This window comes from Streptomyces sp. NPDC052910 (genome assembly GCF_055585605.1).
Genome location: NZ_JBVJJR010000003.1, coordinates 917,579 through 941,817, shown reverse-complemented (window position 1 = coordinate 941,817; position 24,239 = coordinate 917,579). Strand labels below are relative to the sequence as shown.

The 24,239-nt window shown below is 71.9% G+C and carries 21 protein-coding genes and 1 tRNA gene; 9 read left to right on the top strand and 13 right to left on the bottom strand.

Going from position 1 to position 24,239, the window contains the following annotated elements:
- Nucleotides 1–22 precede the first annotated feature (22 nt).
- The 4 genes from ACZ6X9_RS15185 to ACZ6X9_RS15170 all read left to right on the top strand — a co-directional run bounded on the left by ACZ6X9_RS15185 (nt 23) and on the right by ACZ6X9_RS15170 (nt 4,816).
- A complete protein-coding gene (locus ACZ6X9_RS15185; protein WP_469778431.1) occupies nt 23–1,717 on the top strand; it encodes a type IV secretory system conjugative DNA transfer family protein in 1,695 nt (564 codons plus the stop codon).
- Nucleotides 1,714–2,106: a DUF4913 domain-containing protein gene (locus tag ACZ6X9_RS15180; RefSeq protein ID WP_469778430.1), complete on the top strand. Its 393-nt coding sequence runs from the start codon at nt 1,714–1,716 to the stop codon at nt 2,104–2,106. Before ACZ6X9_RS15185 ends, ACZ6X9_RS15180 begins: the two co-directional genes overlap by 4 nt.
- Before the next feature lie 61 nt (nt 2,107–2,167).
- A complete protein-coding gene (locus tag ACZ6X9_RS15175; RefSeq protein ID WP_469778429.1) occupies nt 2,168–3,319 on the top strand; it encodes a hypothetical protein in 1,152 nt (383 codons plus the stop codon).
- A gap of 15 nt (nt 3,320–3,334) precedes the next feature.
- Nucleotides 3,335–4,816 carry a glycosyltransferase family 4 protein gene (locus tag ACZ6X9_RS15170; protein ID WP_469778428.1) on the top strand — a complete coding sequence of 494 codons (1,482 nt, stop codon included), beginning with the start codon at nt 3,335–3,337 and terminating at the stop codon, nt 4,814–4,816.
- Nucleotides 4,817–4,874: 58 nt separating this feature from the next.
- On the opposite strand, the gene ACZ6X9_RS15165 is transcribed toward ACZ6X9_RS15170, so the two are convergent.
- The 3 genes from ACZ6X9_RS15165 to ACZ6X9_RS15155 are packed head-to-tail and all read right to left on the bottom strand — an operon-like array spanning nt 4,875 to nt 8,321.
- Entirely contained in the window at nt 4,875–5,621 is a 747-nt protein-coding gene (locus ACZ6X9_RS15165; protein WP_469778427.1) for a succinate dehydrogenase/fumarate reductase iron-sulfur subunit, read from the bottom strand.
- Nucleotides 5,618–7,615 carry a fumarate reductase/succinate dehydrogenase flavoprotein subunit gene (locus tag ACZ6X9_RS15160; RefSeq protein WP_469778426.1) on the bottom strand — a complete coding sequence of 666 codons (1,998 nt, stop codon included), beginning with the start codon at nt 7,613–7,615 and terminating at the stop codon, nt 5,618–5,620. Before ACZ6X9_RS15160 ends, ACZ6X9_RS15165 begins: the two co-directional genes overlap by 4 nt.
- 1 nt (nt 7,616) lies before the next feature.
- Nucleotides 7,617–8,321: a succinate dehydrogenase cytochrome b subunit gene (locus ACZ6X9_RS15155; protein ID WP_469778425.1), complete on the bottom strand. Its 705-nt coding sequence runs from the start codon at nt 8,319–8,321 to the stop codon at nt 7,617–7,619.
- Nucleotides 8,322–8,408: 87 nt separating this feature from the next.
- On the opposite strand from ACZ6X9_RS15155, the gene ACZ6X9_RS15150 reads away from it, so the two are divergent.
- Nucleotides 8,409–9,299, top strand: coding sequence for a LysR family transcriptional regulator (locus ACZ6X9_RS15150; RefSeq protein ID WP_469778424.1), 891 nt, complete (start codon nt 8,409–8,411; stop codon nt 9,297–9,299).
- Nucleotides 9,300–9,317: 18 nt separating this feature from the next.
- Here ACZ6X9_RS15150 and crcB read toward each other — a convergent pair whose 3' ends face one another.
- The 3 genes from crcB to ACZ6X9_RS15135 all read right to left on the bottom strand — a co-directional run bounded on the left by crcB (nt 9,318) and on the right by ACZ6X9_RS15135 (nt 10,532).
- Nucleotides 9,318–9,671, bottom strand: a complete 354-nt coding sequence (gene crcB, locus ACZ6X9_RS15145; protein ID WP_469778423.1) for a fluoride efflux transporter CrcB — start codon at nt 9,669–9,671, stop codon at nt 9,318–9,320.
- Nucleotides 9,668–10,000, bottom strand: coding sequence for a DUF190 domain-containing protein (locus ACZ6X9_RS15140; protein WP_469778422.1), 333 nt, complete (start codon nt 9,998–10,000; stop codon nt 9,668–9,670). Before ACZ6X9_RS15140 ends, crcB begins: the two co-directional genes overlap by 4 nt.
- A 91-nt stretch (nt 10,001–10,091) precedes the next feature.
- The gene (locus ACZ6X9_RS15135; protein ID WP_469778421.1) at nt 10,092–10,532 is read right to left on the bottom strand and encodes a fluoride efflux transporter FluC; all 441 of its coding nucleotides are present in this window, start codon (nt 10,530–10,532) and stop codon (nt 10,092–10,094) included.
- Between the two features lie 517 nt (nt 10,533–11,049).
- On the opposite strand from ACZ6X9_RS15135, the gene ACZ6X9_RS15130 reads away from it, so the two are divergent.
- Nucleotides 11,050–11,289 (top strand): chaplin, encoded by a 240-nt coding sequence (locus ACZ6X9_RS15130; RefSeq protein ID WP_351503252.1) that lies wholly within the window; start codon nt 11,050–11,052, stop codon nt 11,287–11,289.
- A 180-nt stretch (nt 11,290–11,469) separates the two neighbouring features.
- Here the strand turns inward: ACZ6X9_RS15130 and ACZ6X9_RS15125 are convergent, their stop codons facing one another.
- On the bottom strand, nt 11,470–12,216 hold the full coding sequence (locus tag ACZ6X9_RS15125) for a 4'-phosphopantetheinyl transferase family protein (protein ID WP_469778420.1): 747 nt from the start codon (nt 12,214–12,216) through the stop codon (nt 11,470–11,472).
- Nucleotides 12,213–13,073 (bottom strand): metallophosphoesterase family protein, encoded by an 861-nt coding sequence (locus ACZ6X9_RS15120; protein WP_469778419.1) that lies wholly within the window; start codon nt 13,071–13,073, stop codon nt 12,213–12,215. Before ACZ6X9_RS15120 ends, ACZ6X9_RS15125 begins: the two co-directional genes overlap by 4 nt.
- 301 nt (nt 13,074–13,374) lie before the next feature.
- On the opposite strand from ACZ6X9_RS15120, the gene ACZ6X9_RS15115 reads away from it, so the two are divergent.
- On the top strand, nt 13,375–15,153 hold the full coding sequence (locus ACZ6X9_RS15115) for a serine/threonine-protein kinase (RefSeq protein WP_469778418.1): 1,779 nt from the start codon (nt 13,375–13,377) through the stop codon (nt 15,151–15,153).
- Nucleotides 15,154–15,183: 30 nt separating this feature from the next.
- On the opposite strand, the gene ACZ6X9_RS15110 is transcribed toward ACZ6X9_RS15115, so the two are convergent.
- Both ACZ6X9_RS15110 and ACZ6X9_RS15105 read right to left on the bottom strand, forming a co-directional pair.
- Nucleotides 15,184–16,113 carry an SWIM zinc finger family protein gene (locus tag ACZ6X9_RS15110; RefSeq protein ID WP_469778417.1) on the bottom strand — a complete coding sequence of 310 codons (930 nt, stop codon included), beginning with the start codon at nt 16,111–16,113 and terminating at the stop codon, nt 15,184–15,186.
- Nucleotides 16,110–19,397: a DEAD/DEAH box helicase gene (locus tag ACZ6X9_RS15105; protein WP_469778416.1), complete on the bottom strand. Its 3,288-nt coding sequence runs from the start codon at nt 19,395–19,397 to the stop codon at nt 16,110–16,112. Before ACZ6X9_RS15105 ends, ACZ6X9_RS15110 begins: the two co-directional genes overlap by 4 nt.
- A gap of 644 nt (nt 19,398–20,041) precedes the next feature.
- On the opposite strand from ACZ6X9_RS15105, the gene rfbB reads away from it, so the two are divergent.
- Nucleotides 20,042–21,133, top strand: a complete 1,092-nt coding sequence (gene rfbB, locus ACZ6X9_RS15100; protein WP_469778415.1) for a dTDP-glucose 4,6-dehydratase — start codon at nt 20,042–20,044, stop codon at nt 21,131–21,133.
- Nucleotides 21,134–21,200: 67 nt separating this feature from the next.
- Here rfbB and ACZ6X9_RS15095 read toward each other — a convergent pair whose 3' ends face one another.
- The gene (locus tag ACZ6X9_RS15095) at nt 21,201–22,685 is read right to left on the bottom strand and encodes an MFS transporter (RefSeq protein ID WP_469778414.1); all 1,485 of its coding nucleotides are present in this window, start codon (nt 22,683–22,685) and stop codon (nt 21,201–21,203) included.
- Nucleotides 22,686–22,778: 93 nt separating this feature from the next.
- Between ACZ6X9_RS15095 and ACZ6X9_RS15090 the strand changes: the two genes are divergently transcribed.
- Nucleotides 22,779–23,264 (top strand): MarR family winged helix-turn-helix transcriptional regulator, encoded by a 486-nt coding sequence (locus ACZ6X9_RS15090; RefSeq protein WP_469778413.1) that lies wholly within the window; start codon nt 22,779–22,781, stop codon nt 23,262–23,264.
- Between the two features lie 352 nt (nt 23,265–23,616).
- Here ACZ6X9_RS15090 and ACZ6X9_RS15085 read toward each other — a convergent pair whose 3' ends face one another.
- Both ACZ6X9_RS15085 and ACZ6X9_RS15080 read right to left on the bottom strand, forming a co-directional pair.
- Entirely contained in the window at nt 23,617–23,838 is a 222-nt protein-coding gene (locus tag ACZ6X9_RS15085; RefSeq protein WP_469778412.1) for a hypothetical protein, read from the bottom strand.
- 181 nt (nt 23,839–24,019) lie between these two features.
- A tRNA-Arg gene (locus ACZ6X9_RS15080) sits at nt 24,020–24,092 on the bottom strand.
- Nucleotides 24,093–24,239: the final 147 nt, after the last annotated feature.

Genomic DNA, 24,239 nt, shown 5'->3' with positions numbered 1-24,239 from the left:
CGCCGATTCCCTCTTGGCACCCATGTTGATCCTCATCGGTGCTGCGGCGCTGGCCTGCACTCTGCTCACCGCACCGCTCGCGGCGCTGCTGTCCGGGCGGGGACGACCGCGATGGGTACATGACGACCCGGCAACCACGGCCGTCCTCGCCATCGTCCGCGGCCCTGGCGCGGCCTATTCTCCCGCTCCGCCCGCCTGGCTCTTCTGGGCTCTGACGATCATGTTGTTCGCCGGTGTCGGATGGGTCACCGTGCGCGTGCTGAGCAAGCGCGGCAAGAAGCCGGCCGGCCTGGCGGGCCGGCGCGAGCTGGCGGGCTTGCTGCCGAAGGGGGCGACGGCGCGCGCCCGGCAGCTACGACCGGGACTGGCCGGGCTCAAGCGCTTGGACCCCGATGACACTGGCAACCTCCTGGGCAATCTGGAGCCGAACGGTCCGGAGCTGCGCTCGTCCTTCGAGGATGTCGAACTCGACCTGATGGCTCCCCGGGCCGGAAAGTCGACGGGTGTCGCCGTTCCCCGTGTTCTTCGGGCACGTGGGTCCGTGCTGCTCACGTCGAACAAGGCGGACGTCTACAGCGTCACCAAAACCGAGCGGGAGCGTGTCGGCACGGTGTGGACGTTCGACCCTCAGGGCATCGCTCACACCCCACGCGAGATGTGGTGGGACATGCTGGCCGACGCTTCCACGATCGAGGGGGCCCGTCGTTTGGCCGGTCACTTCGTGGGGGCGGTCAACGACGACGCGTCCAAGCGGGACTTCTGGATCTCCGCCGCGCAGAACACCCTCACCGCGCTGTTCCACGCCGCGAACCGCGGGAAGCGTCAAGTGACGGACGTATTGGCCTGGCTGGCCGACCCTGCGGACCGCACGCCCGTCGATCTGTTGCGTGATGCGGGCATGGCGGCCCTCGCCGAGCAGTTGCAGGGGACCATCAGAGGCGCCGTCGAAACGCGCGACGGCATCTACGAGACCGCGCGTCAGTGTGTGGCCTGCCTCCTTGACCCCGAGATCGCCGCATGGGTGACCCCCGACCCCCGCCTGCCACAGTTCCGTCCTGATGCGCACGCATTGAGCCGGGACACGCTCTACCTTCTCTCAAAGGACGGCGGGGGCTCGGCCGCCGGCGTGATCGCCGCGGCGGCCGACTCCGTCCTTCGGGCCGGAGTCCGCGCAGCAGAGCGGATGGGTGGGCGCCTTGATCCCCCCATGACCGCTGTGCTTGACGAGGCCGCCAACGTCTGCAGGATCTCGGATCTCCCCGATCTTTACTCACACTTCGGCTCGCGCGGCATCAACGTCGTGACGTTGTTGCAGAGTTACCGACAGGGCAGCCGTGTGTGGGGCGAGGCCGGCATGGACGCGTTGTGGGGGGCGGCCACAGTCAAACTGCTGGGCGCGGGACTGGACGACGCCGACTTCATCGAAAAAATATCCCGGCTTGTCGGAGAGCACGACGTCACCACGGTGAGCTACTCGAAGAGTGAGGGCACGCGCTCCCGCTCCACTTCCACCCGCCTCCAGCGAGTAATGCCGGCGGACCGGATCCGCGCCCTTCCCAAGGGCACCGCCCTCCTCCTCGCCACCGGTGTGAAGCCGGCCCTGATCCGGTTGCGGCCCTGGTACGAGGAACCCGGAGCCGATCGCATCCAAGCGGCCGCCCAGGCGGAGGTGAAGGCCATCACCGCGCGGGCGAATAGGGGGGAATTTCCCACATGAGCGAGTTCGTCACGGAGACCGCAGATCCGGTTGCACCTTTCATTCTCTATTTGGAGGGCGAGGACCAGCGGGCAGCCATGGAAGGTCTCGCCGCATGGGTGAGCGGGCTTCTCCTACCCGTCTACGGCCGGGAGGTGAACCCGCGCTCACCGTGGTGCCCCCGGTGGTGGGAACACCTGGAGGCAGTAGCACAGTTGCATGCGCTGTGGCTCGCCTGGCAGGAACTCACGGGTCCGAATCAAGGGCTGACCGGACCGGCGACGTGGCACAGGGATTTCCTGGCGCCGACGATGCAGACGCTACGAGATCCCGACGGCCCCTTCGCCGGTTGCCGGGCCGGCGGGCACCGGGCAAAAGATGCACCTGCGGCGGAGGAATTCCCCGTGTGACGACCGGCGGAACAACTACTCTGACGAGCAATCATTGGTCTTGGTGCGAGGGGACGCGCATATGGCGGAACAACTGAACCTGGCGGACGCCTACGAGCAGGTCTACTCGGCTGCGGCGCGCATGCTGTGGGCGCAGCAGGCCCCCTCTTGGCGAGAGGAAGATGACCAGGAATGGACATGGCCGGCGCCTCGGCGGGCCGCTTGGCAAGCGCTGGAGCAGGTGCTGCTGGACACCGAGGCGGCTTTGGGAGCGCCTCGGTCGGGTGACGCGTCCGATCCCGCCCGGCACTTGATTTCCCGACGTGGTCCGGGAGACCGCCCTCTGCCCTTCGACGAGGCGGTGCTGGACTGGAAACGGCGACTCGACGCCGATCCGGGGTTCCTGGTGGAGCGACGGGAGCCGTACCCGGACTTTTACATGAAACCTGGCTCCTGCGTGGTGATTCCGTCTTCTCCCTACTTCGCGATGATCGATGTCTTCCCGGAGTTGTTCCACCGGCTGGCTCCCGGGCGGCCGGCGGTGACCGTCGGATCCGGCGCCGCGGACCTCTGTGTCGTGGCACACGAGGCCGCTGACGCCCTGCGTGCGCCGTTGGGAGACGTCACACCGACGCCGTTTCCAGGGAACGCCCCTTGGATTGCTCCCGTCTCCCGTTCGGTGTCGGACATGCTCGATCTCCGCGAGCGCTTCGACGCCCTGCGCCGCGCGGCGTGGAACGCGGCGGAAGCGATGCCGTCCCCGGAGGAGTTGAAGGGGACGCTGGACTTTTCAGTCCAGGTGGGAGCGGCCGTGGCGGCCGCCGATATCCGGATGATGCTGGCGGGGCAGCCGGCGCCCGCGTGGCGCGAGCAGTACGAACAGATTGACCCGGCGCAGCACGGTGTCGTGGGGGTCGTGTCCGGCTCCGGAGGAGAAACAGTGCCTGTGACGTTCGAGAAGAGTGCCGCTGACTGGCGTGGACTGAACGCCAAGGGCTCTCTTCCATGGACGCCGAAGGACTACCAGCGGCAGTACTACCCGGACCGTGGCGAAACCCAGAATGTGGTGATCTCTGCAACCCGCGCCCTGATCTTCGCCGAAATCCTCGACGAATACGCGGCACGTGTGATGCCGGGACGGAACACGGGACTCATCCACTACAGCGCCTACGAGCTCGGCCAGTTCCTCACCTGGGGAATCGGCCGTGAGCTGCGCGCCCACGCCGGATTCTGAGGGGGACGGCAATACATGGCAGACAAGCGCTACCGGATTCTCGTAGTCTCCGATATCAGTGGCATGGGCGGCGGTGGCGTTCCGGTGTTCAATTACCACATCACCGAGGCGCTCGCGAAAGAGCACGACGTCACGCTGTTCACTGCCGACCCTGAGACACAGCCTCACAGGGGCGCCCGGATGGTTTCCACTTCGTCGATACCCGAGGGAGTGGAGGGCCGGGCGTGGATGGATTTTCAGTCCACCCTCGACCCCCGTACCCATGGTCTCCCCAATCCGGAGGAGCGGCCCTTCGATCTGATCATCGGACACTCCCGTTTCTCCGGCCCGGCTGCGGCCGAGTTGCGTGACCGCTGGTATCCGGACGCGAAGGTCGCGCACTTCCTGCACACGAGTCCGGAACGGCTCGCCGAGGTCAATTACGCACACGATCCGACACGTGCACAAGCCAAAGCTGCTCGCGATTCCCGGATCGAGCGCGAAGTGATGGACCGGGCGGACGTCGTGGTGGGTGTCGGCCCATTGCTGACGGCGGAAGCCGAGCGACTGTCCTCGGCAGGACAACATGTGCCCGACGCACACCAGCTCATACCCGGTGTGAAGATCGAAGAGCTGGTGCCGCGTGCACCGCACGAGGGACGCCTCAACCTCCTGGTGATGGGCCGGACAGACGACCCGCTGAAGGGCGTCGACGATGCGCTGCGCGCAGTGAGGATGCTGAATGAGAAGGGCATCGATGTTCACCTGACAGTGCGTGGTGCCGACCCGGAGAAGCTCGACACAATAGCGGCGGGGGCCGAACGCCTGGGAGGGATGGGTAACGTCACTGTCAAACCCTTCACCAAGGACGCCAACGAGCTGAGGGCCGACGTCATCAACGCTGACGCCGTCATCATGCCGTCCAAGCATGAGGGCTTCGGCTTGGTGGCCACCGAGGCGGCAGGACACGGTGTGCCCATTCTCGTCAACCAGGAGAGCGGAGCCGCACAGTTCCTCGCGGACAAGGCGCGCATCGACCCCATGGTCGGCGAGCCCTGCATTGTCCCTGAGCCGGGCAACCCGAACAAGCGCCCCTTGTCCTGGGCCAAGGCCATCGGCGAGCTCAAGGCCGATCTCCCCCAGCGGCGTGAGAATGCCGAGCGACTCCGCGAGGCGCTCAGGGCCTACTCCTGGGAGCACGCGAGCAGAGCTCTTGTCGAGGCATCCATGCAGGCCACGCCCGTATCGCAGCAGAAGCCGCTTACTCAGGGGCAGGCGCAGCGGAAGGCAACCGTTCAGGGCCCCTACGGCAAGCTACTGGCGAGTGGCATGGCCCCGCAGCACGCGACACCACCCGGCCCGCAGAGCACCATCGCCAAGGCCGCTCGCCTGGCCTCTCCAGGGGTGCGTCCTCCCGGAGCCCAGCCCCAGTCGCCCCGCCCCGTACCGGCTCCCGCGCCCCGACCTTTCCATCTACCGCAGAACGTCCCCGGTCAGGGCAGGAACTCAGGCCGATAGGCGGCGTGACGTCGGCGGGAGGGCATCGTGCGGCGGTCTGCCCGCCGGACTCCACCTCTCACCCCCGTCCCTTCACCGCCGCACGCAAGTATTCCCGGTTCATGCGGCCGATCGCTGTCAGGGGGATGCCCTTCGGGCAGGCCGTGGCGCATTCGCCGGTGTTGGTGCAGCCGCCGAAGCCCTGGGCGTCCATGGTGTCGACCATGTCGAGGACGCGGGACTCGCGTTCGGGGGCGCCCTGGGGGAGGGCGTTGAGGTGGACGACCTTCGCGGAGGTGAAGAGCATGGCGGAGCCGTTGGGGCAGGCGGCGACGCAGGCGCCGCAGCCGATGCATTCGGCGTGTTCGAAGGCGAGGTCGGCGGCGGGCTTGGGTACGGGGGTGGCGTGGGCTTCGGGGGCGGAGCCGGTGGGGGCGGAGACGTAGCCGCCGGCGCCGATGATGCGGTCGAACGCCGTGCGGTCGACGACCAGGTCCTTCACCACCGGGAACGCCGCGGCCCGCCACGGTTCGACGTCGATGGTGTCGCCGTCGGCGAAGTGGCGCATGTGGAGCTGGCAGGTCGTGGTGCGTTCCGGGCCGTGTGCCGCGCCGTTGATGACCATGCCGCAGGCGCCGCAGATGCCTTCGCGGCAGTCGTGGTCGAAGGCGACGGGGTCGTCGCCGGCGAGGATCAGTTCCTCGTTGAGGTGGTCGAGCATTTCGAGGAAGGACATGTCCTCGCTGATGCCCGTGACTTCGTAGGTGGTCATGGCGCCCGGTTCCTCGGCGGTGCGCTGGCGCCAGATGCGCAGGGTGAGGTTCATGCGTAGCTCCGCTGGGTGGGGTGGACGTATGCGAAGGTCAGCTCTTCCTTGTGGAGCACCGGTGGGCTGCCCGTGCCGGTGAATTCCCAGGCCGCCGCGTAGGAGAACTCCTCGTCCTTGCGTGCCGCCTCGCCGTCCGGCGTCTGGCTCTCTTCGCGGAAGTGGCCGCCGCAGGACTCGGTGCGGTGCAGCGCGTCCAGGCACATCAGTTCGGCCAGTTCGAGGTAGTCGACGATCCGGTTCGCCTTCTCCAGGGACTGGTTGAGCTCCTCGCCCGTTCCCGGGACCTTGATCCGGCGCCAGAACTCCGCCCGGAGCGAGGGGATGCGGTCCAGCGCCTTGCGCAGGCCGGCATCCGTCCGGGCCATGCCGCACTCGTCCCACAGCAGTTCGCCCAGCTCGCGGTGGAACGAGTCGGGGGTACGGTCGCCGTCGACGGCCAGGAGCCGGGCGAGGCGGTCCGTGACCTCGGTGACGGCCTCGGTCACCGCCGGGTGGTCCTCGGGGACGGGGGTGTGCGCCTGCCGGGCCAGGTAGTCGTTGATCGTGGACGGGAGGACGAAGTAGCCGTCGGCCAGGCCCTGCATCAGGGCGGACGCGCCGAGGCGGTTGGCGCCGTGGTCCGAGAAGTTGGCCTCGCCGATCGCGAACAGGCCGGGAACGGTCGTCTGGAGGTCGTAGTCGACCCACAGACCGCCCATCGTGTAGTGGATCGCCGGGTAGATGCGCATCGGTACCTCGTACGGGTCCTCGGCGGTGATCCGCTCGTACATCTCGAAGAGGTTGCCGTACTTCGCCTCCACCGCCTTCCGGCCCATCCGCCGGATCGCGTCGGCGAAGTCCAGGTAGACGCCCTGCCCGCCGGGGCCGACGCCGCGGCCCTCGTCGCAGACGTTCTTGGCGGCGCGGGAGGCGATGTCCCGGGGGACGAGGTTGCCGAAGGAGGGGTAGACGCGCTCCAGGTAGTAGTCGCGCTCGTCCTCCGGTATGTCGGCCGGCGGGCGCGTGTCGCCCTTCGCCTTCGGTACCCAGATGCGGCCGTCGTTGCGCAGCGACTCGCTCATCAGCGTCAGCTTGGACTGGTGGTCTCCGGAGCGCGGGATGCAGGTGGGGTGGATCTGGGTGAAGCAGGGGTTGGCGAAGTACGCGCCGCGCCGGTGCGCCCGCCAGACCGCCGTCGCGTTGCTGTTCTTGGCGTTGGTCGAGAGGTGGAAGACGTTGCCGTAGCCGCCGGTCGCCAGCACCACGGCGTCGGCGAAGTACGTCCGGACGGCCCCTGTGATCAGGTCGCGGGCGACGATGCCGCGCGCCCGCCCGTCCACGACGATGAGGTCCAGCATCTCCGTGCGCGGGTGCATCTCCACGGTCCCGGCCGCGATCTGCCGGGACAGCGCCTGGTACGCGCCGAGCAGGAGCTGCTGGCCCGTCTGGCCGCGGGCGTAGAACGTCCGGGACACCTGGACGCCGCCGAACGAGCGGGTGTCGAGCAGGCCGCCGTACTCCCGGGCGAACGGCACGCCCTGGGCCACGCACTGGTCGATGATCTCGACGGAGACCTGGGCGAGGCGGTGCACGTTGGACTCGCGGGCCCGGAAGTCGCCGCCCTTGACGGTGTCGTAGAAGAGGCGGTGGACGGAGTCGCCGTCGTTGCGGTAGTTCTTCGCCGCGTTGATGCCGCCCTGGGCGGCGATGGAGTGCGCCCGGCGCGGCGAGTCCTGGTAGCAGAACTGAACGACACGGTAGCCCTGTTCGGCGAGCGTGGCGCCGGCCGCGCCGCCCGCCAGGCCGGTGCCGACGACGATGACGGTCTGCTTGCGGCGGTTGGCCGGGTTGACCAGCTTGGCGGCGAACCTGCGGCGGTCCCAGCGCTCGGCGATCGGGCCGTCGGGGGCCTTGGTGTCGGCGATCGGGTCGCCGGTCGTCCAGAGGCCCTCGCCAGGGGTCTCGTCGGCGGCCCGGCGCGCGTGGTCGTCTCGGGTGGTCCAGTCGGACATGTCAGCTCACGATTCCTGTCAGCACGCCGATCGGGACGGCGAGGAAGCCGAGGGTCAGCAGGGCGGCCAGACCGTTGGCGGTCGCCTTGAACGCCCGGTCCCGCCGCGGGGAGTTGGCGCCGAGCGTCTGGGCGGCGCTCCAGAAGCCGTGCCGGATGTGGAGGCCGAGGGCGAGTATCGCGGCGATGTAGAAGGCGCTCACGTACCAGCGGTCGAAGGAGGCCACCAGGTTCTCGTACGGGCGGCCCTCCTCGGCGTTGGGGTTCACGGTGAGGGTGGTGAGGTCCAGGATGTGCCAGATGATGAACAGCGCCAGGATCACCCCGCCCCAGCGCATGGTCCGGGTGGCGTAGCTCGCCCGTGCCCGCCTCCGCTCGTACCCCGCCGGCCGGGCGGCCAGGTCCCGGCGGCTCAACTGGTAGGCGGCCACGCCGTGCAGCACCACGGACGCCGTGAGCACCACCCGCGTCATCCACAGGAACCAGGTGCGGTGCAGGAAGGGTTCGCCGATCGTGCGGATCCAGTGCCCGTAGTGGTCGAACTCCCCGGGGCCGAAGAAGACTTTGAGGTTGCCCAGCATGTGGGCGACCAGGTACGCCAGCATGATCAGTCCGGTGGCCGCCATGACCGCCTTCTTGCCGACGGTCGAACGCCACAGGATGCCGATGAGGGACGGGGAGCGTTCCGTCCGGGTCGCCAGTGCCATGCCGCCGACAGTAGGTCGGCAAGATTCATGCGTCCAAGACATGACGGAGCTGGTTTCCATAGGCAATGGCTATCTACCCTGCTCGGTGTGCAACTCCAGCAACTCCGGTACTTCGCGACGGTGGCCGAGGTACGTCACTTCACCCGCGCCGCCGAGGCCCTCCACGTCGCCCAGCCGTCGCTCTCCCAGCAGATCCGGGCGCTCGAACGGGAGCTGGGCGCCGACCTCTTCCACCGGGCGCGCGGCAACATCACGCTGACCGACGCGGGCGAGGCGCTGCTCCCGCTGGCCCGGCGCATCCTCGCCGACACCGACACCGCGCGGCGCGAGGTCCAGGAGGTCGCCCGGTTGCGGCGCGGCCGGGTACGGCTCGGCGCCCCGCCGAGCCTGTGCGCCAGCCTGGTGCCGGACGTGCTCCGGGCCTACCACGCGCGGTACCCGGGGATCGAGCTGTTCGTCGACGAGGGCGGCTCCCGCGACCTGGTCCGCGACCTGGCCGCCGGCGAGCTCGACCTGGCCCTGATCATCACACCGCTCGGCGTCGGCGCCCCCGCCCTGACCACCACCGAGCTGCTGCGCGAGGACCTGGTCGTCGTCTCGTCCCCCTCCGCGCCGCCGCCCGTCCGGCGGGCCCGGATCCGGATCGACGACCTGCGCGGTCTGCCGCTGGTGATGTTCCGGCACGGCTACGACCTGCGGGAGATGACCGTCGCGGCCTGCCGGGCGGCCGGTTTCGAGCCGTCGTTCACCGTGGAGGGCGGCGAGATGGACGCCGTCCTGGGCTTCGTCCGGGCCGGGCTGGGCGTCGCCGTGGTCCCCGGCATGGTGGCCGCCCGCTCCGGGCTGCGCGTCACTCCCTTCGAAGGGGAGCGGATGCGGCGCACGGTGGCCGTGGCGCACCGCAAGGACGCGCCCCCGCCGCGCGCGGCACGGGAGTTGTGGGAGGTGCTGCTGGAGCACCTGGGTATCGGCGGGTGAGGTGGCGGGCAGGCGGTGTCAGAACGCCCCGCCGAGCCACACCCCCGCGCACGCCGCCGCGAGCCCCGCCCCCACGCTCCCCAGCACGTTCAGCACCGCCAGTCCCCGGGCCCCGTCCTCCGCCAGCCGCAACGTCTCGTACGAGAACGTGGAGTACGTGGTGAGCGCCCCGCACAGCCCGGTGCCCAGCCCCAGCTTGACGCCCTCCGGGGCCGCGGCGGTCACCACCCCCAGCACCAGGCAGCCGACGACGTTCACCGTGAACGTGCCCCAGGGGAACACCGAGTCGTGCCGCGCCTGGACGGCCCGGTCGGTGAGGTAGCGCAGCGGAGCGCCGGCCATGGCACCGGCGACGACGAACAGCCAGTTCACCCCCGGTGGACCTCGACCTCGTCCAGGGTGACCAGACCGCCGGGCATCCCGTCCAGCAGCTCGTCGACGACGGGCAGGAACGCCCGGACCCGCTCCGGCACGTCCACGATCACCACCGCCACCGGCAGCTCCTCGCTCAGCGACAGCAGCCGCGCGGTGTGCACAATGGACGAGGCGCCGAAGCCCTCGACGCCCCGGAACACGCAGGCACCCGCCAGCCCGGCCCGGTGGGCGCGGTGGACGAGCTCGGAATACAGCGGCCTGCCGTGCGCGGTGTCGGACTCGCCGAGGTACACCGTCAGCCGGAGCGCCGGACCGCGCGGGATCACCGTCGGCCTCCGCTCGTCACGCGCGGCTTCACCGTCGGCCTCCGCTCGCCACGTGCGGCATCACCGTCGGCCTCCATCCGTCCCGCCCGGATCACCCTCGGCCCCCGCCCACGAGCCGGCGCGTCGCCGCCGACGCGGCCCACACCGCCGCCAGCGCGGCGAGCGGCGTCGCGGCCAGGCAGAGCAGCCCGGTCGCCGTCCGGCCGTTCGCCAGGAACCGCTGGACGTCCACCGCGTAGGTGGAGAACGTCGTGTAGCCGCCGAGCACCCCCGTGCCGAGGAAGGGCCGCAGCAGCCGGTGCGGCGCACCCCGCTCGGCGACGGTCACCAGCAGGACGCCGATGAGGGCGCAGCCCGTCGCGTTGACCAGGAACGTCGTCCAGGGGAAGGTGTCGTCCGGCGTCGGCCACAGCAGGCCGGCCCCGTACCGGGCCGCGGCGCCCAGCCCACCGCCGGCGGACACCGCCGCCACCACGGGCCCCTGACCGGGGCCGCGTCGTGCGGTGGCCGGGACGGCCGGTGTCGTGCTCACCCGGTCACGCTAGCGCACGGACCGGACGGGCACCCCTCGGATGCCGGGCCGTCGGCCGACGGCCACCGGTCCATGGAACATCGGGCCCTCGGGCATCGGGCCCTCGGACACCGCCCTGTCGGGCATCGGCCCGTCGCGTCGGAGGTCATCCCCGTCGGACATCGGCCCCTCGGACGTCGCCCCATTCGGCCTCGGCCCGTCGAAGTTCGCCCCGCCGGACACCGCCCGTCAGGCGCCGGCCCCCGTCCGTGGCCGTCGCCCGTACGGCCACCTCACGCGCCGACGGTCCTTCGCCCCCTTCCCCCTTCGTACGCGTTCGTACGCGCTGGGGGGCGCGGTGGTACAGACATCGCACGGCCGTCAGGAGAGCTTCCGGGGCCCGGTGGGGCCGGTCGGCGGCCGGTCACCCGTCCGCCGCACTATTCGAAACCTTCGGGGTGATCGGGCGTTGATCCGGGCTCCCGGCCGTCAACCGGCCGTGAGCCGACCCTGTCAGACCGAACGAAGGTGTCACCCCATGTCACGAATCGCCAAGGCAGCGGCCCTCACCGCCACCGTGGGCACGGCGCTCGCCGGCGTCTCCGGCACCGCCCTCGCCGACTCGAACGCCAAGGGGGCGGCCGTCGGCTCCCCGGGCGTCATCTCCGGCAACGTCATCCAGATCCCGATCCACCTCCCCATCAACCTCTGCGGCAACACCATCGACATCGTCGGGCTGCTCAACTCGACCAACGGCAACGTCTGCGTCGCCGACTGACGCACCGCACCCCGACGACACCGGGCGCGACCGCGCCGGGCCTCCGCTCCGCACGGCGGAGGGCCCGCGGGTCCGGCGCCCGTTCGTGGCGCCCCCGACCCGGTCGGCGGGCGCCACACTGATGCCGGATGCCGGATGCCGGATGCCGGATGCCGGATGCCGGATGCCGGATGCCGGATGTCAGCGGGCGGTGGCCCGGTCCTCCTCCGTGCGGCCCTCGACCCCGTCCTCCTCCGTGCGGCCCTCGGCCCGGTCCGTGACGGGCGCGGCGACGGCGATGGCCGTGGCGACCAGGCCCTCGGCCGCCGCCCAGCGCCCCTCGAAACCGTCCAGCCGGCGGCCGCCGACGACCGGTCCCGGGACCAGCAGCCGGGCGGCGAACGTACCGGCGACCGGGTCGACGGTCAGCTCCGCCTCGTCGAAGTCCAGTTCCAGGCCGGTCAGCGGGTACCAGGCCTTGAACACGCTCTCCTTGGCGCTGAACAGCAGCCGGTCCCAGTGCACGGCGGGGTGGCGGTACGCCAGTTCGGCCAGCCACTCCCGCTCGGACGGCAGCGTGACCATGTCGAGGACGCCGTCCGGGAGCGGCCCGTTCGGCTCGGCGTCTATGCCGAGCGACGCGGCGTCGGCGGCGTGTGCCACCGCGGCGCCCCGGAATCCCAGGCAGTGCGTCATGCTGCCCACCACGCCGTCGGGCCAGCGCGGCGCGCCCCGCCGGCCGGGCAGCAGCGGCCCGGGCGGGAAGCCCAGCCTGCCGAGGGCGGCGCGGGCGCAGACCCGGACGGTGGCGAACTCGTGGAGACGCTTGGGGACGGCGCGGGCGACGTGGGCCGCCTCCTCGGGGAAGAGGAGGCTCACCGGGTCGTCCGGGGCGTCGGCGAAGGCGTGCTCGGTGACGGCCCAGTCGGGCAGGAGTGCGGAGATCACCAGACGGCTCCCGGCTCGTCGACGGGCTGGGGCAGGATCTGCCGGAGCGGCTCGCGGGGCGGCCGGGGCCGCCACTCGCGCGGGTAGCCGACCGACACCTCCTCGAAGCGCACCCCGTCGTACCGGGACACGCGGGGGATGTGCAGGTGGCCGTAGACCGCGGCGGCGGCCCGGAACCGGACGTGCCAGTCCGCGGTGAGCTCGGTGCCGCACCACTGGGCGAAGTCCGGGTAGCGCAGGATCCGGGTGGGTTCGCGGACCAGCGGCCAGTGGCTGACGAGGACGGTCCGCAGCCCCGGGGCCAGCTCCGACAGCCGGCGTTCGGTGTAGGCGACGCGCGCCCGGCACCAGTCGTCGCGGGTGGGGTACGGGTCGGGGTGCAGGAAGTGCTCGTCGGTGCAGACGACGCCGGCCTCGTAGGCCCGGCGCAGCGACTCCTCCTTGGTGTCCGCGCCGGGGACGCGGAAGGTGTAGTCGTAGAGGGTGAACAGCGGTGCCACGGCCACCGGTCCGCCGTCGCCCTCCCACACCGGGTAGGGGTCCTCGGGCGTGGCGACGCCGAGTTCGCGGCAGAGCTCCACCAGGCGCAGGTAGCGCTTCTCGCCGCGCAGGTCGCAGGGGTCCTTGGGCGGGGTCCACAGCTCGTGGTTGCCGGGCGCCCAGATCACCTTGGCGAACCGGCCGGCGAGCAGCCGCAGCGCCCACTCGACGTCGGCGTACCGCTCGGCGATGTCGCCGGCGACGATCAGCCAGTCGCCGTCGTGGGTGGGGCGGAGGGTCTCGGTGAGGGCGCGGTTCTCGGCGTGGGCGATATGGAGGTCGCTGACGGCGAGCAGTCTCGCGTTCGGATGGGGCACGGTTGAACGTCCTTTTCGCTTCTCGCGTCGTACTGGTGAACTTCGCGCCGCCACCCGGCCGGTGACGGCCGATGAGCACCGGTGACGACCGGCGAAGGCCGGTGACGACCTGTCCGGCGGCTCCAGGCCCGTGTCCCGCGCCCGGCCCCTCACGCTAATACGGCGGTCCGGCCGGGTGGAACCCCCGCCGTGAGGCGGGTGGGACGGGTGAGGCGTCGTGGCAGTGTGACGGGCCGGGGGAGCGGCGGTGCGGCGCGAAGGGGGATTACGGGTCCCGGCGCGCGTGGCCGATGATGGGGGCATGACCAACGACGGGGGAAGGGCGCATCAGCCCACCAGTTACGACCTGCGGCCGCCGGCCCCGGCCTGGCCGAACCCGTACGCGGATCCGGCGGCGCCGCCGCTGACCCAGGACCCGGCCGCGATACCCGTCGCGCCCGGCGCGGCGGCGGCCGCGGCCGGAGCACCGGGAATGGCCGGAGGACCGGTCGGAGCACCCGGAACCGCCGGAGCACCCGGGACCGCCGGAGCATCCGGGACCGCCGGAGGGACGGCGGCGGGGGAGCCGGGCGCGGGCCGTCGTGTGGGTGGCCGGTACCTGCTGCGTTCCCGGCTGGGTCACGGCGGCATGGGCACAGTGTGGCGGGCGCACGACGAGGTCGTGGACCGCGAGGTCGCCGTCAAGGAGCCGCGCGTCCCGGACCACCTGCCGGAGTCCATGCGGCAGAACATCCACTTGCGGATGCAGCGCGAGGCCCGCGCCGCGGCCCGCGTCGCGCACCCGTCGGTCGTCGCCGTGCACGACGTGGTGGTGGAGGACGGCCGGCCCTGGATCGTCATGGAGCTGGTCAAGGGCCAGTCGCTGGGCGCCCGGCTGAACGAGGGGACGCTGGACCCGCGCGAGGCGGCCCGGATCGGCCTCGCGGTGCTGGGCGCGCTGGAGGCGGCGCACGAGGCGGGGGTGCTGCACCGGGACGTCAAGCCGGACAACGTCCTGCTCGGGCGGCACGACCGGGTGGTCCTCACCGACTTCGGCATCGCGCAGATCGAGGGGGAGCAGGGCCTCACAGAGACCGGTGGCTTCATCGGCTCGCCCGAGTTCGTCGCCCCGGAACGGGCGTTGGGGCAGCGGCCGGGCCCCGCTTCCGACCTGTGGTCGCTGGGCGTCGTGCTGTACGCGGCCGTCGAGGGGATGTCCCCGTTCCGCCGCTCCAACACCCAGGCCACGATGCAGGCCGTGCTCTCTGCCGAGCCGCCGCGGCCGGCCCGGTGCCCGGCCGCGTACGCGGACGTCGTGATGGGGCTGCTGCGGAAGGAGCCGTCCGCCCGGCCGACGACGTCCCAGGTGCGCGCGGCCCTGGAGGAGGTGGCCCGGCCGGCGCCGCCGGTGCCCGCGGCCGTGGTGCCGACGGTGCCGGTCACCGGCAGCCGCTGGATCCCGCCGGTCCTGCACCACAAGCGGAAGACGCAGTGGTCCCTGGGCATCGGGGTCGTCGTGGTGGGCGCGGCCGTCGCGCTGTTCGCGATCAACCCGTTCGGGTACGGGCCGGCGACCCCGCTGCACTGGAAGGTCGTCGACGAGCCGGAGATCGTCAAGGCGTCGGTGGCGGTACCGGAGGACTACGTCAAGGACGTCAAACCCGACGACCACCTGGTGCACTTCAGCGACCCCGGCGGGGTCTACGGCGTCTCCCTCTTCATCGCGACCGACCCGCCCGCCGGCTCCTCCTCCGCGTCCGACAAGGACAAGGAGGTCCACTCGGCGCGCGGCGAGGCCGCCAAGCGCAAGACGGACTTCGAGAAGGGCAACGTCTCCGGTGTCGCCGACGCCCGGGCGTCGGTCGGCTCGGCCCCCTCCTTCGACGGCCTCGAGTCGGTGGAGATGACGACGACCTACCGGAAGTCCGGTGCCGGGGAGAACGACCCGAAGGCCGTCCTCCGCGGCCGCGTCATCGTGAACAAGGCGAAGGACACCGCCTGGTACCTGGAAGTGACGATGCCGGAGAAGGGCAAGGCGCGGACCGAGGGGGACAAGCTGTACAAGGAGGTCCTGCGGTACCTCAAGCTCAAGGAGAAGTGAGCCGGGGGAACGGGGCGGTGCCCGGGGCTGTCAGCCGGTGGTGTCCCCTCCCGCGGTGCGCCACGCGTGGGCGGCGGCCCGCTCCACCGCGGCGGCCAGCAGGTCGGCGTCGTCCCGCGTGCAGCCCGGCGGCGGCCCCAGCCGGCGCAGCCGGCGCGCGGGGTCGGCGGGCGGCTGGGGGTGCAGGGGGACGGCGGACAGCCCGCCGCCGGTGAAGTAGGCGTCGGCCGGGCCCAGTTCGGAGACGGCGACGCTCGCCGGTCCCGTGGCCGTCCCGGCGGAGCCGCCGGAGCGGGCGGCCCGCAGCTCGGCCAGCAGCCTGTCCTTGCCGCGCCCGCGTAGGGCGGGCAGCAGAAAGGGGTTGTCTTCCAGGGAGCTCGCGAACGCGTAGTGGACGGCCGCCCCGTGGCCGCAGGGGTCACCGGTGTCCCGGCATTCGCACTGCGAGGAGAGCTCGCCACGCCGGGGGAAGAGGGCGAGCCCGGCCTTGCCGAGGGTGTCGTCGATGGTCTCCGGCATACGGCCCTCCAGCAGGCTCGCCGCGTGCCGGAGCTGCCCGGCCAGGACCGTGACGCCGGCCGACCACTCGTCGTCGCCGAACACCGGCAGCCGCAGCGTCACCTCGTAAGCCCGCTTGGCCTGTCGCACCCGGGCGGTCACCTCGCCCGGGCGGACCGTCAGCCCCTGGACCGCGCCCTGGCGGGCCAGCGTACGGCCGCGCGGGAGACGGGGATTGGGATAGGTGGCGCCCAGCGACTCCAGGGCGCGGATCCAGCGCCTGCTCCACCAGGGGTTCGCGGGGGCGGCCGGCTTGCCGGAGGGGGCGGGTTTCCCGGATGCGGTGGATTTCCCGGATGTGGTGGGCTGCCGGCGGGTGGCCGACGTCTCGCGGGTGGCCGCCTTCTCACGAGTTATCGACTTCTCACGAGTGGTCGTGGTGCGACGGGTGGTGGTGCTCATGCCGTTCCTCCTGAGGCTGCCGGAGTGGTCGGGGCGTCGCCCGGGCCCGCCGTCTCTCCCGAGTCGGCGAGGCGGACCAGGGCGCGCAGGGCGTCGTCGTCGAGCTCGGACAGCCAGGTCTCGCTCGTGCCGACCACGGCGTCCGCGAGGGAACGCTTGCTCTCCAGGAGCGCGTCGACGCGCTCCTCGAAGGTGTCGGCGGTGACCAGCTTGTGCACGTGCACGGTCCTGGTCTGGCCGATGCGGTGGGCGCGGTCGGTGGCCTGGTCCTCGACGGCGGGATTCCACCAGCGGTCGTAGTGCAGGACGTGTGAGGCCCGGGTGAGGTTGAGGCCGAAGCCGCCCGCCTTGAGGCTGACGATGAGCAGCGGGGACGCCGCGTCGTCGTGCTGGAACGCGTCCACCATCGCGTCGCGCCGTTCGGCCGGGGTGCCGCCGTGCAGGAACGGCACGTCGTCCAGGTCGAGTTGGGACGCCAGGTGGCGGGCCAGGAGGTCGCCCATCACGCGGTACTGGGTGAACACCAGGGCCCGGTCGCCCGCGGCCACGGCCTCGCCCAGCATCTCGGTCGCGCGCATCAGCTTCCCCGACCGGCCCGCCAGCGAGCCCGTCGTCGCCGTGTCCGCTTCGCCCAGGTACTGGACGGGGTGGTTGCAGATCTGTTTGAGGTGGGTGAGCAGCCGCAGGACGTTGCCCTGCCGCCGGATCCCGGTGCCGAGCCCGCCGTCGCTTTCCAGCGCGTCGGCGACGGCGGCGCGGTAGAGCCGGGCCTGTTCGGGGGTGAGATCGCAGGCGACCGTGGACTCCATCTTCGCCGGCAACTCGTCGACCACCGCGCTCTTCATGCGCCGCAGCACGAACGGCGTGACGACGGCGCGCAGCCGCTCGGCCGCCTCCTGATCGCCGTCCCGCTCGATCGGCCCGGCGAACTGCTGCTTGAACCGCCGATGCGAACCGAGCAGCCCGGGGTTGGCGAAGTGCGTGACGGACCACAGCTCCGACAGCCGGTTCTCGACCGGGGTACCGGTCAGTGCGACCCGGGCCCGGGCCTCCAGGCGCATGGCCGCGCGGAACGTCTGCGCCGTGTGGTTCTTGATCTGCTGCGCCTCGTCCAGGACGACGAGGTCCCAGTCGACGGACGCGAGCAGGTCGGCGTCCAGCCGCAGCAGGGCGTAACTGGTGACGACGACGGCGCCGGGCGGGAACGCGGCCGGGTCCGCGGCGCGGCGGGCGCCGTGGTGGCGGAGCACGGTGAGGCCGGGCGCGAACCGGGCCAGCTCGCGCTCCCAGTTGCTCACCACGGACGTCGGGCAGACGACGAGCCGGGGCCGGTCGCCCGTGCGTCCGGCCAGCAGCGCGATGGTCTGGAGGGTCTTGCCGAGACCCATGTCGTCGGCGAGCAGCGCGCCGAACCCCAGGTCGGTGAGGGACTGCAGCCAGGCGACGCCGCGCCGCTGGTAGTCGCGGAGGTCGGCGTGGACGCCGGCGAGGTCGGGCTCGGTGCGCCCGGCCGCCTCGCGCAGCCGGCCGACGAGATCGGCGACCGAGCCGTCGGCCACGGCCGGGACGTCGCCGAACTCCTCGGTGTGGTGGCGCCCGCACAGCGCGACGGCCAGCGCCTCGGCGGTGGACAGCCGGCCGGTCGTGCCCACCAGCGCGGCCAGGTCGTCGATCCGCTCGGGATCCAGCCGGAGCCAGGCGTTCCGCCAGGCGGCGAGGGGTTCGCCGCGGGAGGCGAGGGCGGCGACCTCGTCCGGGGTGACCGGCTCGTCGCCGACGACGGCCTCCCAGCGGTAGGTGACGGTACGGCCGCGGGGCGCGGGGGCGCCCTTGCGTGCGCCGCGGCGGGTGCCGACGCGGAGGCGGGGGCCGAGGACGTTGCCGCCGTTGCCGTTGCCGTTTCCTTCGTTGCCGACCCGGTCGCCCCTGCCGCCCCCGCCGCTCTTCCCCTCCTTGCCGTTCCCGCCGGAGAGTTCGGCCGGTACGACGAGGCCGATGCCCGCCGTGTGCAGGGCGGTCGCGGTGTCGCCGAACAACTCGGCGGCCTGGAACGGGTTGAGGAGCACCCGGGTGGGCCGGTCCTCCCCCAGACAGGCGGCGACCGGGCGGAACACGCGGGCCGCGCGGCCCAGCCCCTCGGTCAGCGCCTCCTGCGGACCGTCCAGGATCCGGCCGCCGACGGCGAGGGTCTCCGTGCCGGAGTCCCAGACGCGCTGGGCGGAGACGAGCACGCCCGGTTCGTCCACCGCTTCCAGATGGAAGGTGAGCGGCCAGAGCGCGTCCGGACCGGCGGGTGTGCCGAGGCGCAGGCAGAGGCGGGCGACGGCCCGTTCCCCGCCGCCGGCGAGGGCCCACTCCGCGAGTTGCGCGGGGGTGAGGTCGGTGGGGGCGGGTGCCTCGGCGGAGTGGACGGGGGCGGTCAGGGCTGCGATCCAGCGGGAGATGCCCTGGGCGTCCGTTTCGGAGGCGGGGACAGGGGTGGGAGTGGAGGCGGGGGCGGGTGCGGGGGCGGGGGCGTTCGGGTGGGTGGGGGGCCGGGCGCCGGCTCGGGCGCAGGCATCGGCGACGGCGTCGCAGAACGCGGTGAGCAGGGCGAACGGTGACCAGACGCGTGCCGACACGGGGGCTGCGTCGGTGCCGTCCGGCGTGGGGGTGCCGTCCGGTGTGAGGGCGTCACCCGGTGTGAGGGTGCCGTCTGGTGTAAGGGTGCCGTCCGGTGTGGAGATGCGATCCGGCGTGGGGATCCGGTCCTGTGCGGAGGTTCGGTCCTGTGCGGGGATTGGGTCCCGTGCGGGGACGCGCAAGGCGTGGGCGGCGGCGGGCAGCGCCTCGGCGAGAGCAGCGAGCCGGGGGTCGCCCTCGGTCTCGGCCCGCCAGTGGGCCCGCACCCGCCCCTCACCGGCTTCGCGCAGGGCGGGGACGAGGTGGCCGGCGGTGACGTGCTCCAGGGCGAGCCGGGCGGCGATGGCCCAGGCGCGGACGGAGTGGTCCCAGTCCGGCTTCGGATCCTGTTCCGGTTCTTGTTCCGGTACCGGCATGGGTTCCGCGGCGTCCTCCTGTTCGCCGGCGTCCCCGGCGCGGGGGTCCGCGAGGGCGGCCAGCGCCGCGACGGCCTCGCCGATCGGGACGAGCAGCGCCGGAACGTCCGCTTCCACCAGGGAGCCGCCGTGTGGCAGGAGCGTGGGAAGGCGGGTGCCGGTACCGGTGAGGCGTCCGGGACCGGTGGACGGCAGGCCCAGTGCCGCCGCCTCGGCCGCCGGTTCGGAGACGCCCCAGAAGGCCATCGCCCCGTTTCCCGGAACGTCGGGATCCGGAACGAACGTCGCTTGCAAGCGGCCAGGAAACTCCGGCGTGCCCATACAGCGTTCCCCTCTGTCAGGAAATGCGGACTCCAGGAAGCGGACAGCATAACCACGCCGTGCGTGAATTTCACATGAGAGCCCGCGAAGACGTTATTCCCGGGTGTGATCGGCAGGCCTCCGGGGGAGGGGGCGCGGGCGTCGCCGAACGGTTTTATCCGCCGCCGGTCACCGGTGATCGGCCCCCGGTGCGGCCCCTTGCGCACCGCGCCACCTGCCCGAGAGGCGCTGGAGCCTGGCGACTTTCCGACGCAACCCAACCATCCTGCGCTTTTCGGTCGAGCATTTCGCCGGGCCGTTCAGGACACTGTTTTCCGGTAATGTCAAATCACCCTCAGGGCATTTCGAGAGCAGAAATTCAAGCCCTGTCAAGAGCGCTGTTCCCGATCGCCCCTCCTGTCCGTTCTCGAATTCCCCGAACGGAGGGTCGCGGGTGCCTCGTGACGCCTCCGGGTGTTTCCGCGCGGTGCCGCCGGCCGCCTCCGCGGGCGCACCGGCGGCACCGTCCCCGCGAACTCCCCAGCCCGTTGCCTGGTAGCGGCCGATCACGGCACGGTAGAGCTGTCCTTATGAGCCCTGAGACGCACACCGCCGAGACGTCCGCTCCCACGACGCCACCGCCCGCCGTCCCGAAGATCCTCGTCACCGGTGGCGCCGGCTTCATCGGCTCCCACTACGTCCGTACCCTGCTGGCCGGGGACGGACCGGAGCGCCCGCACGTCACCGTCCTGGACAAGCTCACCTACGCGGGGGTCCCGGCCAACCTGGACCCCGTCCGTCACTCCGACCGCTTCCGCTTCGTCCAGGGCGACATCTGCGACGTCGAACTGGTCGACCGGCTCGCGGCCGAGCACGACCAGATCGTCCACTTCGCCGCCGAGTCCCACGTCGACCGCTCCGTGCGGGAGGCGGACGCTTTTGTCCGTACCAACGTGCTGGGCACCCAGAGACTCCTCGACGCGGCGCTGCACAACGGTGTCGAGGTCTTCGTGCACATCTCCACGGACGAGGTCTACGGCTCGATCGACCACGGTTCATGGACCGAGGACGCGCCGCTCGCCCCCAACTCGCCCTACGCGGCGGCCAAGGCGTCCAGCGACCTGTTCGCCCTCGCCTGTCACCGCACCCACGGCCTCGACGTGCGCGTCACCCGATGTTCCAACAACTACGGTCACCACCACTTCCCCGAGAAGCTGATACCGCTCTTCGTCACCAACCTGATGGACGGCCTGGAGGTGCCGCTGTACGGGGACGGGGGCAACGTCCGCGACTGGCTGCACATCGACGACCACGTGCGCGGCGTCGAACTCGTCCGTACCCGCGGCCGGGCCGGCGAGATCTACCACATCGGCGGCGGCACCGAGCTGGCCAACCGGGAGCTCACCGGGATGCTGGTGGAGGCGGTCGGCGCCGACCCGTCCCTCGTCCGGCACGTCGACGACCGCAAGGGGCACGACCGCCGCTACTCGCTCGACTGGAGCAAGATCCGGGACGAGCTGGGGTACCGGCCGGTCCGCCGCTTCGAGGAGGGGCTGGCCGAGACGGTCGCCTGGTACCGGGACAACCGGGACTGGTGGGAACCGCTCAAGCGGCGGGCGGCCCTGCTCCCGCCCGCGCCCGCGCCCGAGGGCGAGCCTGAGCCCGGGGGCGCGCCCGCGTGACCGACGTCCGTCCGGGCGCCGGGCCGGCGCCGGGCCGGCGCCGGGCCGGGTGCCGGCCGGGCGCCCGTCAGGTCATGCCGGGCGTCTGTCGCGCCGTGCCGGCCCCGGACTTCCGCGGCAGCAGGAAGCTGACGGCGAGGCAGAGCGCGACGAGCCCGATGGCGGCCCACATGGTGGCGGTGAACCCGGGGACGTAGCCGTGGGCGCGCCCGTCGGCGTGTGAGTCGCGGACGGCGAAGAAGACGGTGCCCATGACGGCCACACCGACCGAGGCGGCGATCTGGGCGACGGTGTTGAACAGGCCGGAGCCGGAAGCGGCGTGCTCGCCGGGGATGTTCTCCAGGGTGAGCGCGGCCAGCGGCGCGACGGCGAGGCCGAGGCCCAAGCCGCCCACGGCGACGCCGGGCAGGAAGTCGAGCCAGGTCGTGCCGGGGCCGCCGGACCGCGCGGCGAAGGTGAGGAGCAGGAAGCCGACGGCCGTGACGACGAGGCCGAGCTGCACGGTGGCCCGCCCGATCCTCGGCAGCAGCACGGCCGCGCCGAGCCCGGCGCCGGCCGTGGTGGCGACCGGCCACGGCAGGATGGCCACACCGGCGGCCATCGGGCTCATCTCCAGTCCCGCCTGGAGCATCTGCATGAAGGTGAGGAAGAAGCCCATGACCGGCAGGAAGAAGAGGAACTGCAGCAGCAGCCCGCCGCCGACCGACCGCAGGTGGAACAGCGACATCTCGACGAGCGGCGTCCGTCCCGCGGCGGACAGCCGCTTCTCGTACCGGTGGAAGAGGAACAGGGTGACGACGCCGAGGGCGAGGCAGCCGTAGGTCCACAGGGGCCAGGGCCGCTCCTCGCTGCCGGCGATCAGCGGGTAGAGGACCAGGACGAGCCCGGCCCCGGAGAGGAGTATGCCGGGCACGTCCAGCCGGGGCCGGGCCTCGGCGCGGCCTTCCGGCAGCACCCGGGAGGCGATGACGAGCGTCAGGGCGCCGACCGGGATGTTGATCCAGAACACCGCGCGCCAGCCCTGCCCGAACAGGTCGGCCTCCAGCAGGGCGGCGCCGAGGATCGGGCCGACGGCCGAGGCGAGGCCGTTGAGCGAGGAGAACGCGGCCATCGCACCGCCGCGTTCGTGCGGCGCGTACATCAACTGGATCTGCGACAACACCTGCGGAACCATCGCCGCGGCGAAGACGCCCTGGACCACCCGGGTCGCCACCAACAGCTCCGCGTTCGGCGCGGCGGCGCACAGCGCCGAGGCCAGGGTGAACCCGGCGACACCGACGAGGAACACCCGCCGGTACCCGTACAGGTCGCCGAGGCGCGCCCCGGTGATGATGCCGAGCGCGAACGCCAGCGTGTACCCGGCCAGCAGCCACTGCACCTGGGCGGAGGAGGCGTTCAGGTCCTCCCGGACGGAGGGGAGGGTGACGTTCATGACGGTGACGTCGAGCAAATCCATGAAGCTCGCCAGCAGGATCACGACGAGGGCAACGGTCCGGGCCCGGCCGGACGCGACGGTGGTGGTGGCGGGTGGAGCAGAGGTGTCGGTGGACACTCGGGACCCTCCGGTTCACGAGACAGGCACGTGCTGCGGGTAAAGTAACTGCACCGCTAAGTATCTGAATCGCGAAGCTAAAAGAGGATGGCGATGAGTGTCAAACCGACGAACGGGGAAACGGACGTCGCGGCGGATGTCCTGGCCGGCCGCGTCACGCTGGCCATGACCGACCTGGCGGGTGCCCTCGGCCGGCTCCACGACCGGATCGCCCGGCAGTTGGGCATGGCCCCCACCGACCTGCTCTGCCTCCACACCCTCGACCGCGAGGGCCCGACCACCGCCGGCACCCTCAGCGCCCGCCTGGGCCGCACCACCGGCGCGGTCACCCACATGCTCGACCGCCTGGAGAAGGCCGGCTACGTACACCGCCGCCCCCACCCCGACGACCGCCGCCGCGTCGTCGTCGAAGCGGCCCCGGAGGGCCTGGCCCGCATCGCCGCGGCTTACAAGGGCCTGGAAGCTCGCAGCCGCGTCCTCATGTCCGGCTTCTCACCCGCCGAACTCCGGGTGATCCACTCTTTCCTGACGGGCAGCCGGGACGACGCGCTGGAGGAGGCGGCGTCGCTGCCCGAGTAGGCGGGCACGCTCGCCGTCGTGGCAGGCCCGCGGACGCGGGCGGCACTCGGCGGCCCGGCCGTCGGACCGCTCGTCACCGGCGGAGCCGACGGCCTGGGGTCGGACCGTTCGGGGCGGGTTACGCCGTACCCGTGTCCGCGAGGCGTCCCGGCGCGTCCTCGCACCCGAGGGCCTCGTCCTCCCCGAAGTCCGGGGCCTGAAAAGGGTTGTTCGCCGGAGCCGGCGATGCCGCGAGGGAGCGGCGGGGTGCCGGCTCCGGAGCGGAGAACAGTGAGGTCGGACCGATGAGAGATCTCCCTTGTCATTGCCGGCCCCCAAAGGGGCCCGCGTATCGTGCCGGGGCGCGGTGGCCCTACAGCTTGGTCATCTTGGCGTACGGGCTCGGGATCCGTTCTTGGGTCGAACCGAAATCCACGAGCACCGCGCCCCCGTCCTCGGTGCCGATCACCCGGCCGAGGCCGTACATGTCGTGCGTCACCTGGTCGCCCACGGCGAAGTCCTCGGGAGCGGGTGGGACCCGGGCCGCGAAGGGGCTGGTGGGCAGATGGCGCTTCAGTCCAGCAGGCTTAGTCATTGCCTCCATCATGCGCCCGCGAGGGCCCTTCGCGCTGCGGTCGAACGCGTCGGATTGGACACAGAACGGGTACGACACCGTGCACCCGGGAAGGCGACCGGCCGCCCCAAAAGACCCGCGAAGGCGGCCACACCCCTTCTGACCAGCAAAAAGACCCTCCCAAAGGGAGGGTCTCGCAGTGCGCCCCCGGCAGGACTCGAACCTGCGGCCAAGCGCTTAGAAGGCGCCTGCTCTATCCACTGAGCTACGGGGGCCGGTGTGGTGCGGCGGTGTCGCGGACGGCTGGAGCCCCGGGCTCGGTGGTGCCGTGACCTTGCCGGGGACAAGGATAGGGCTCCGCGTACCTCGTCCCGGTTGCTTCACCTCCGTGACACGATGTGGAGGTTCGGTGAAGCGGTCCT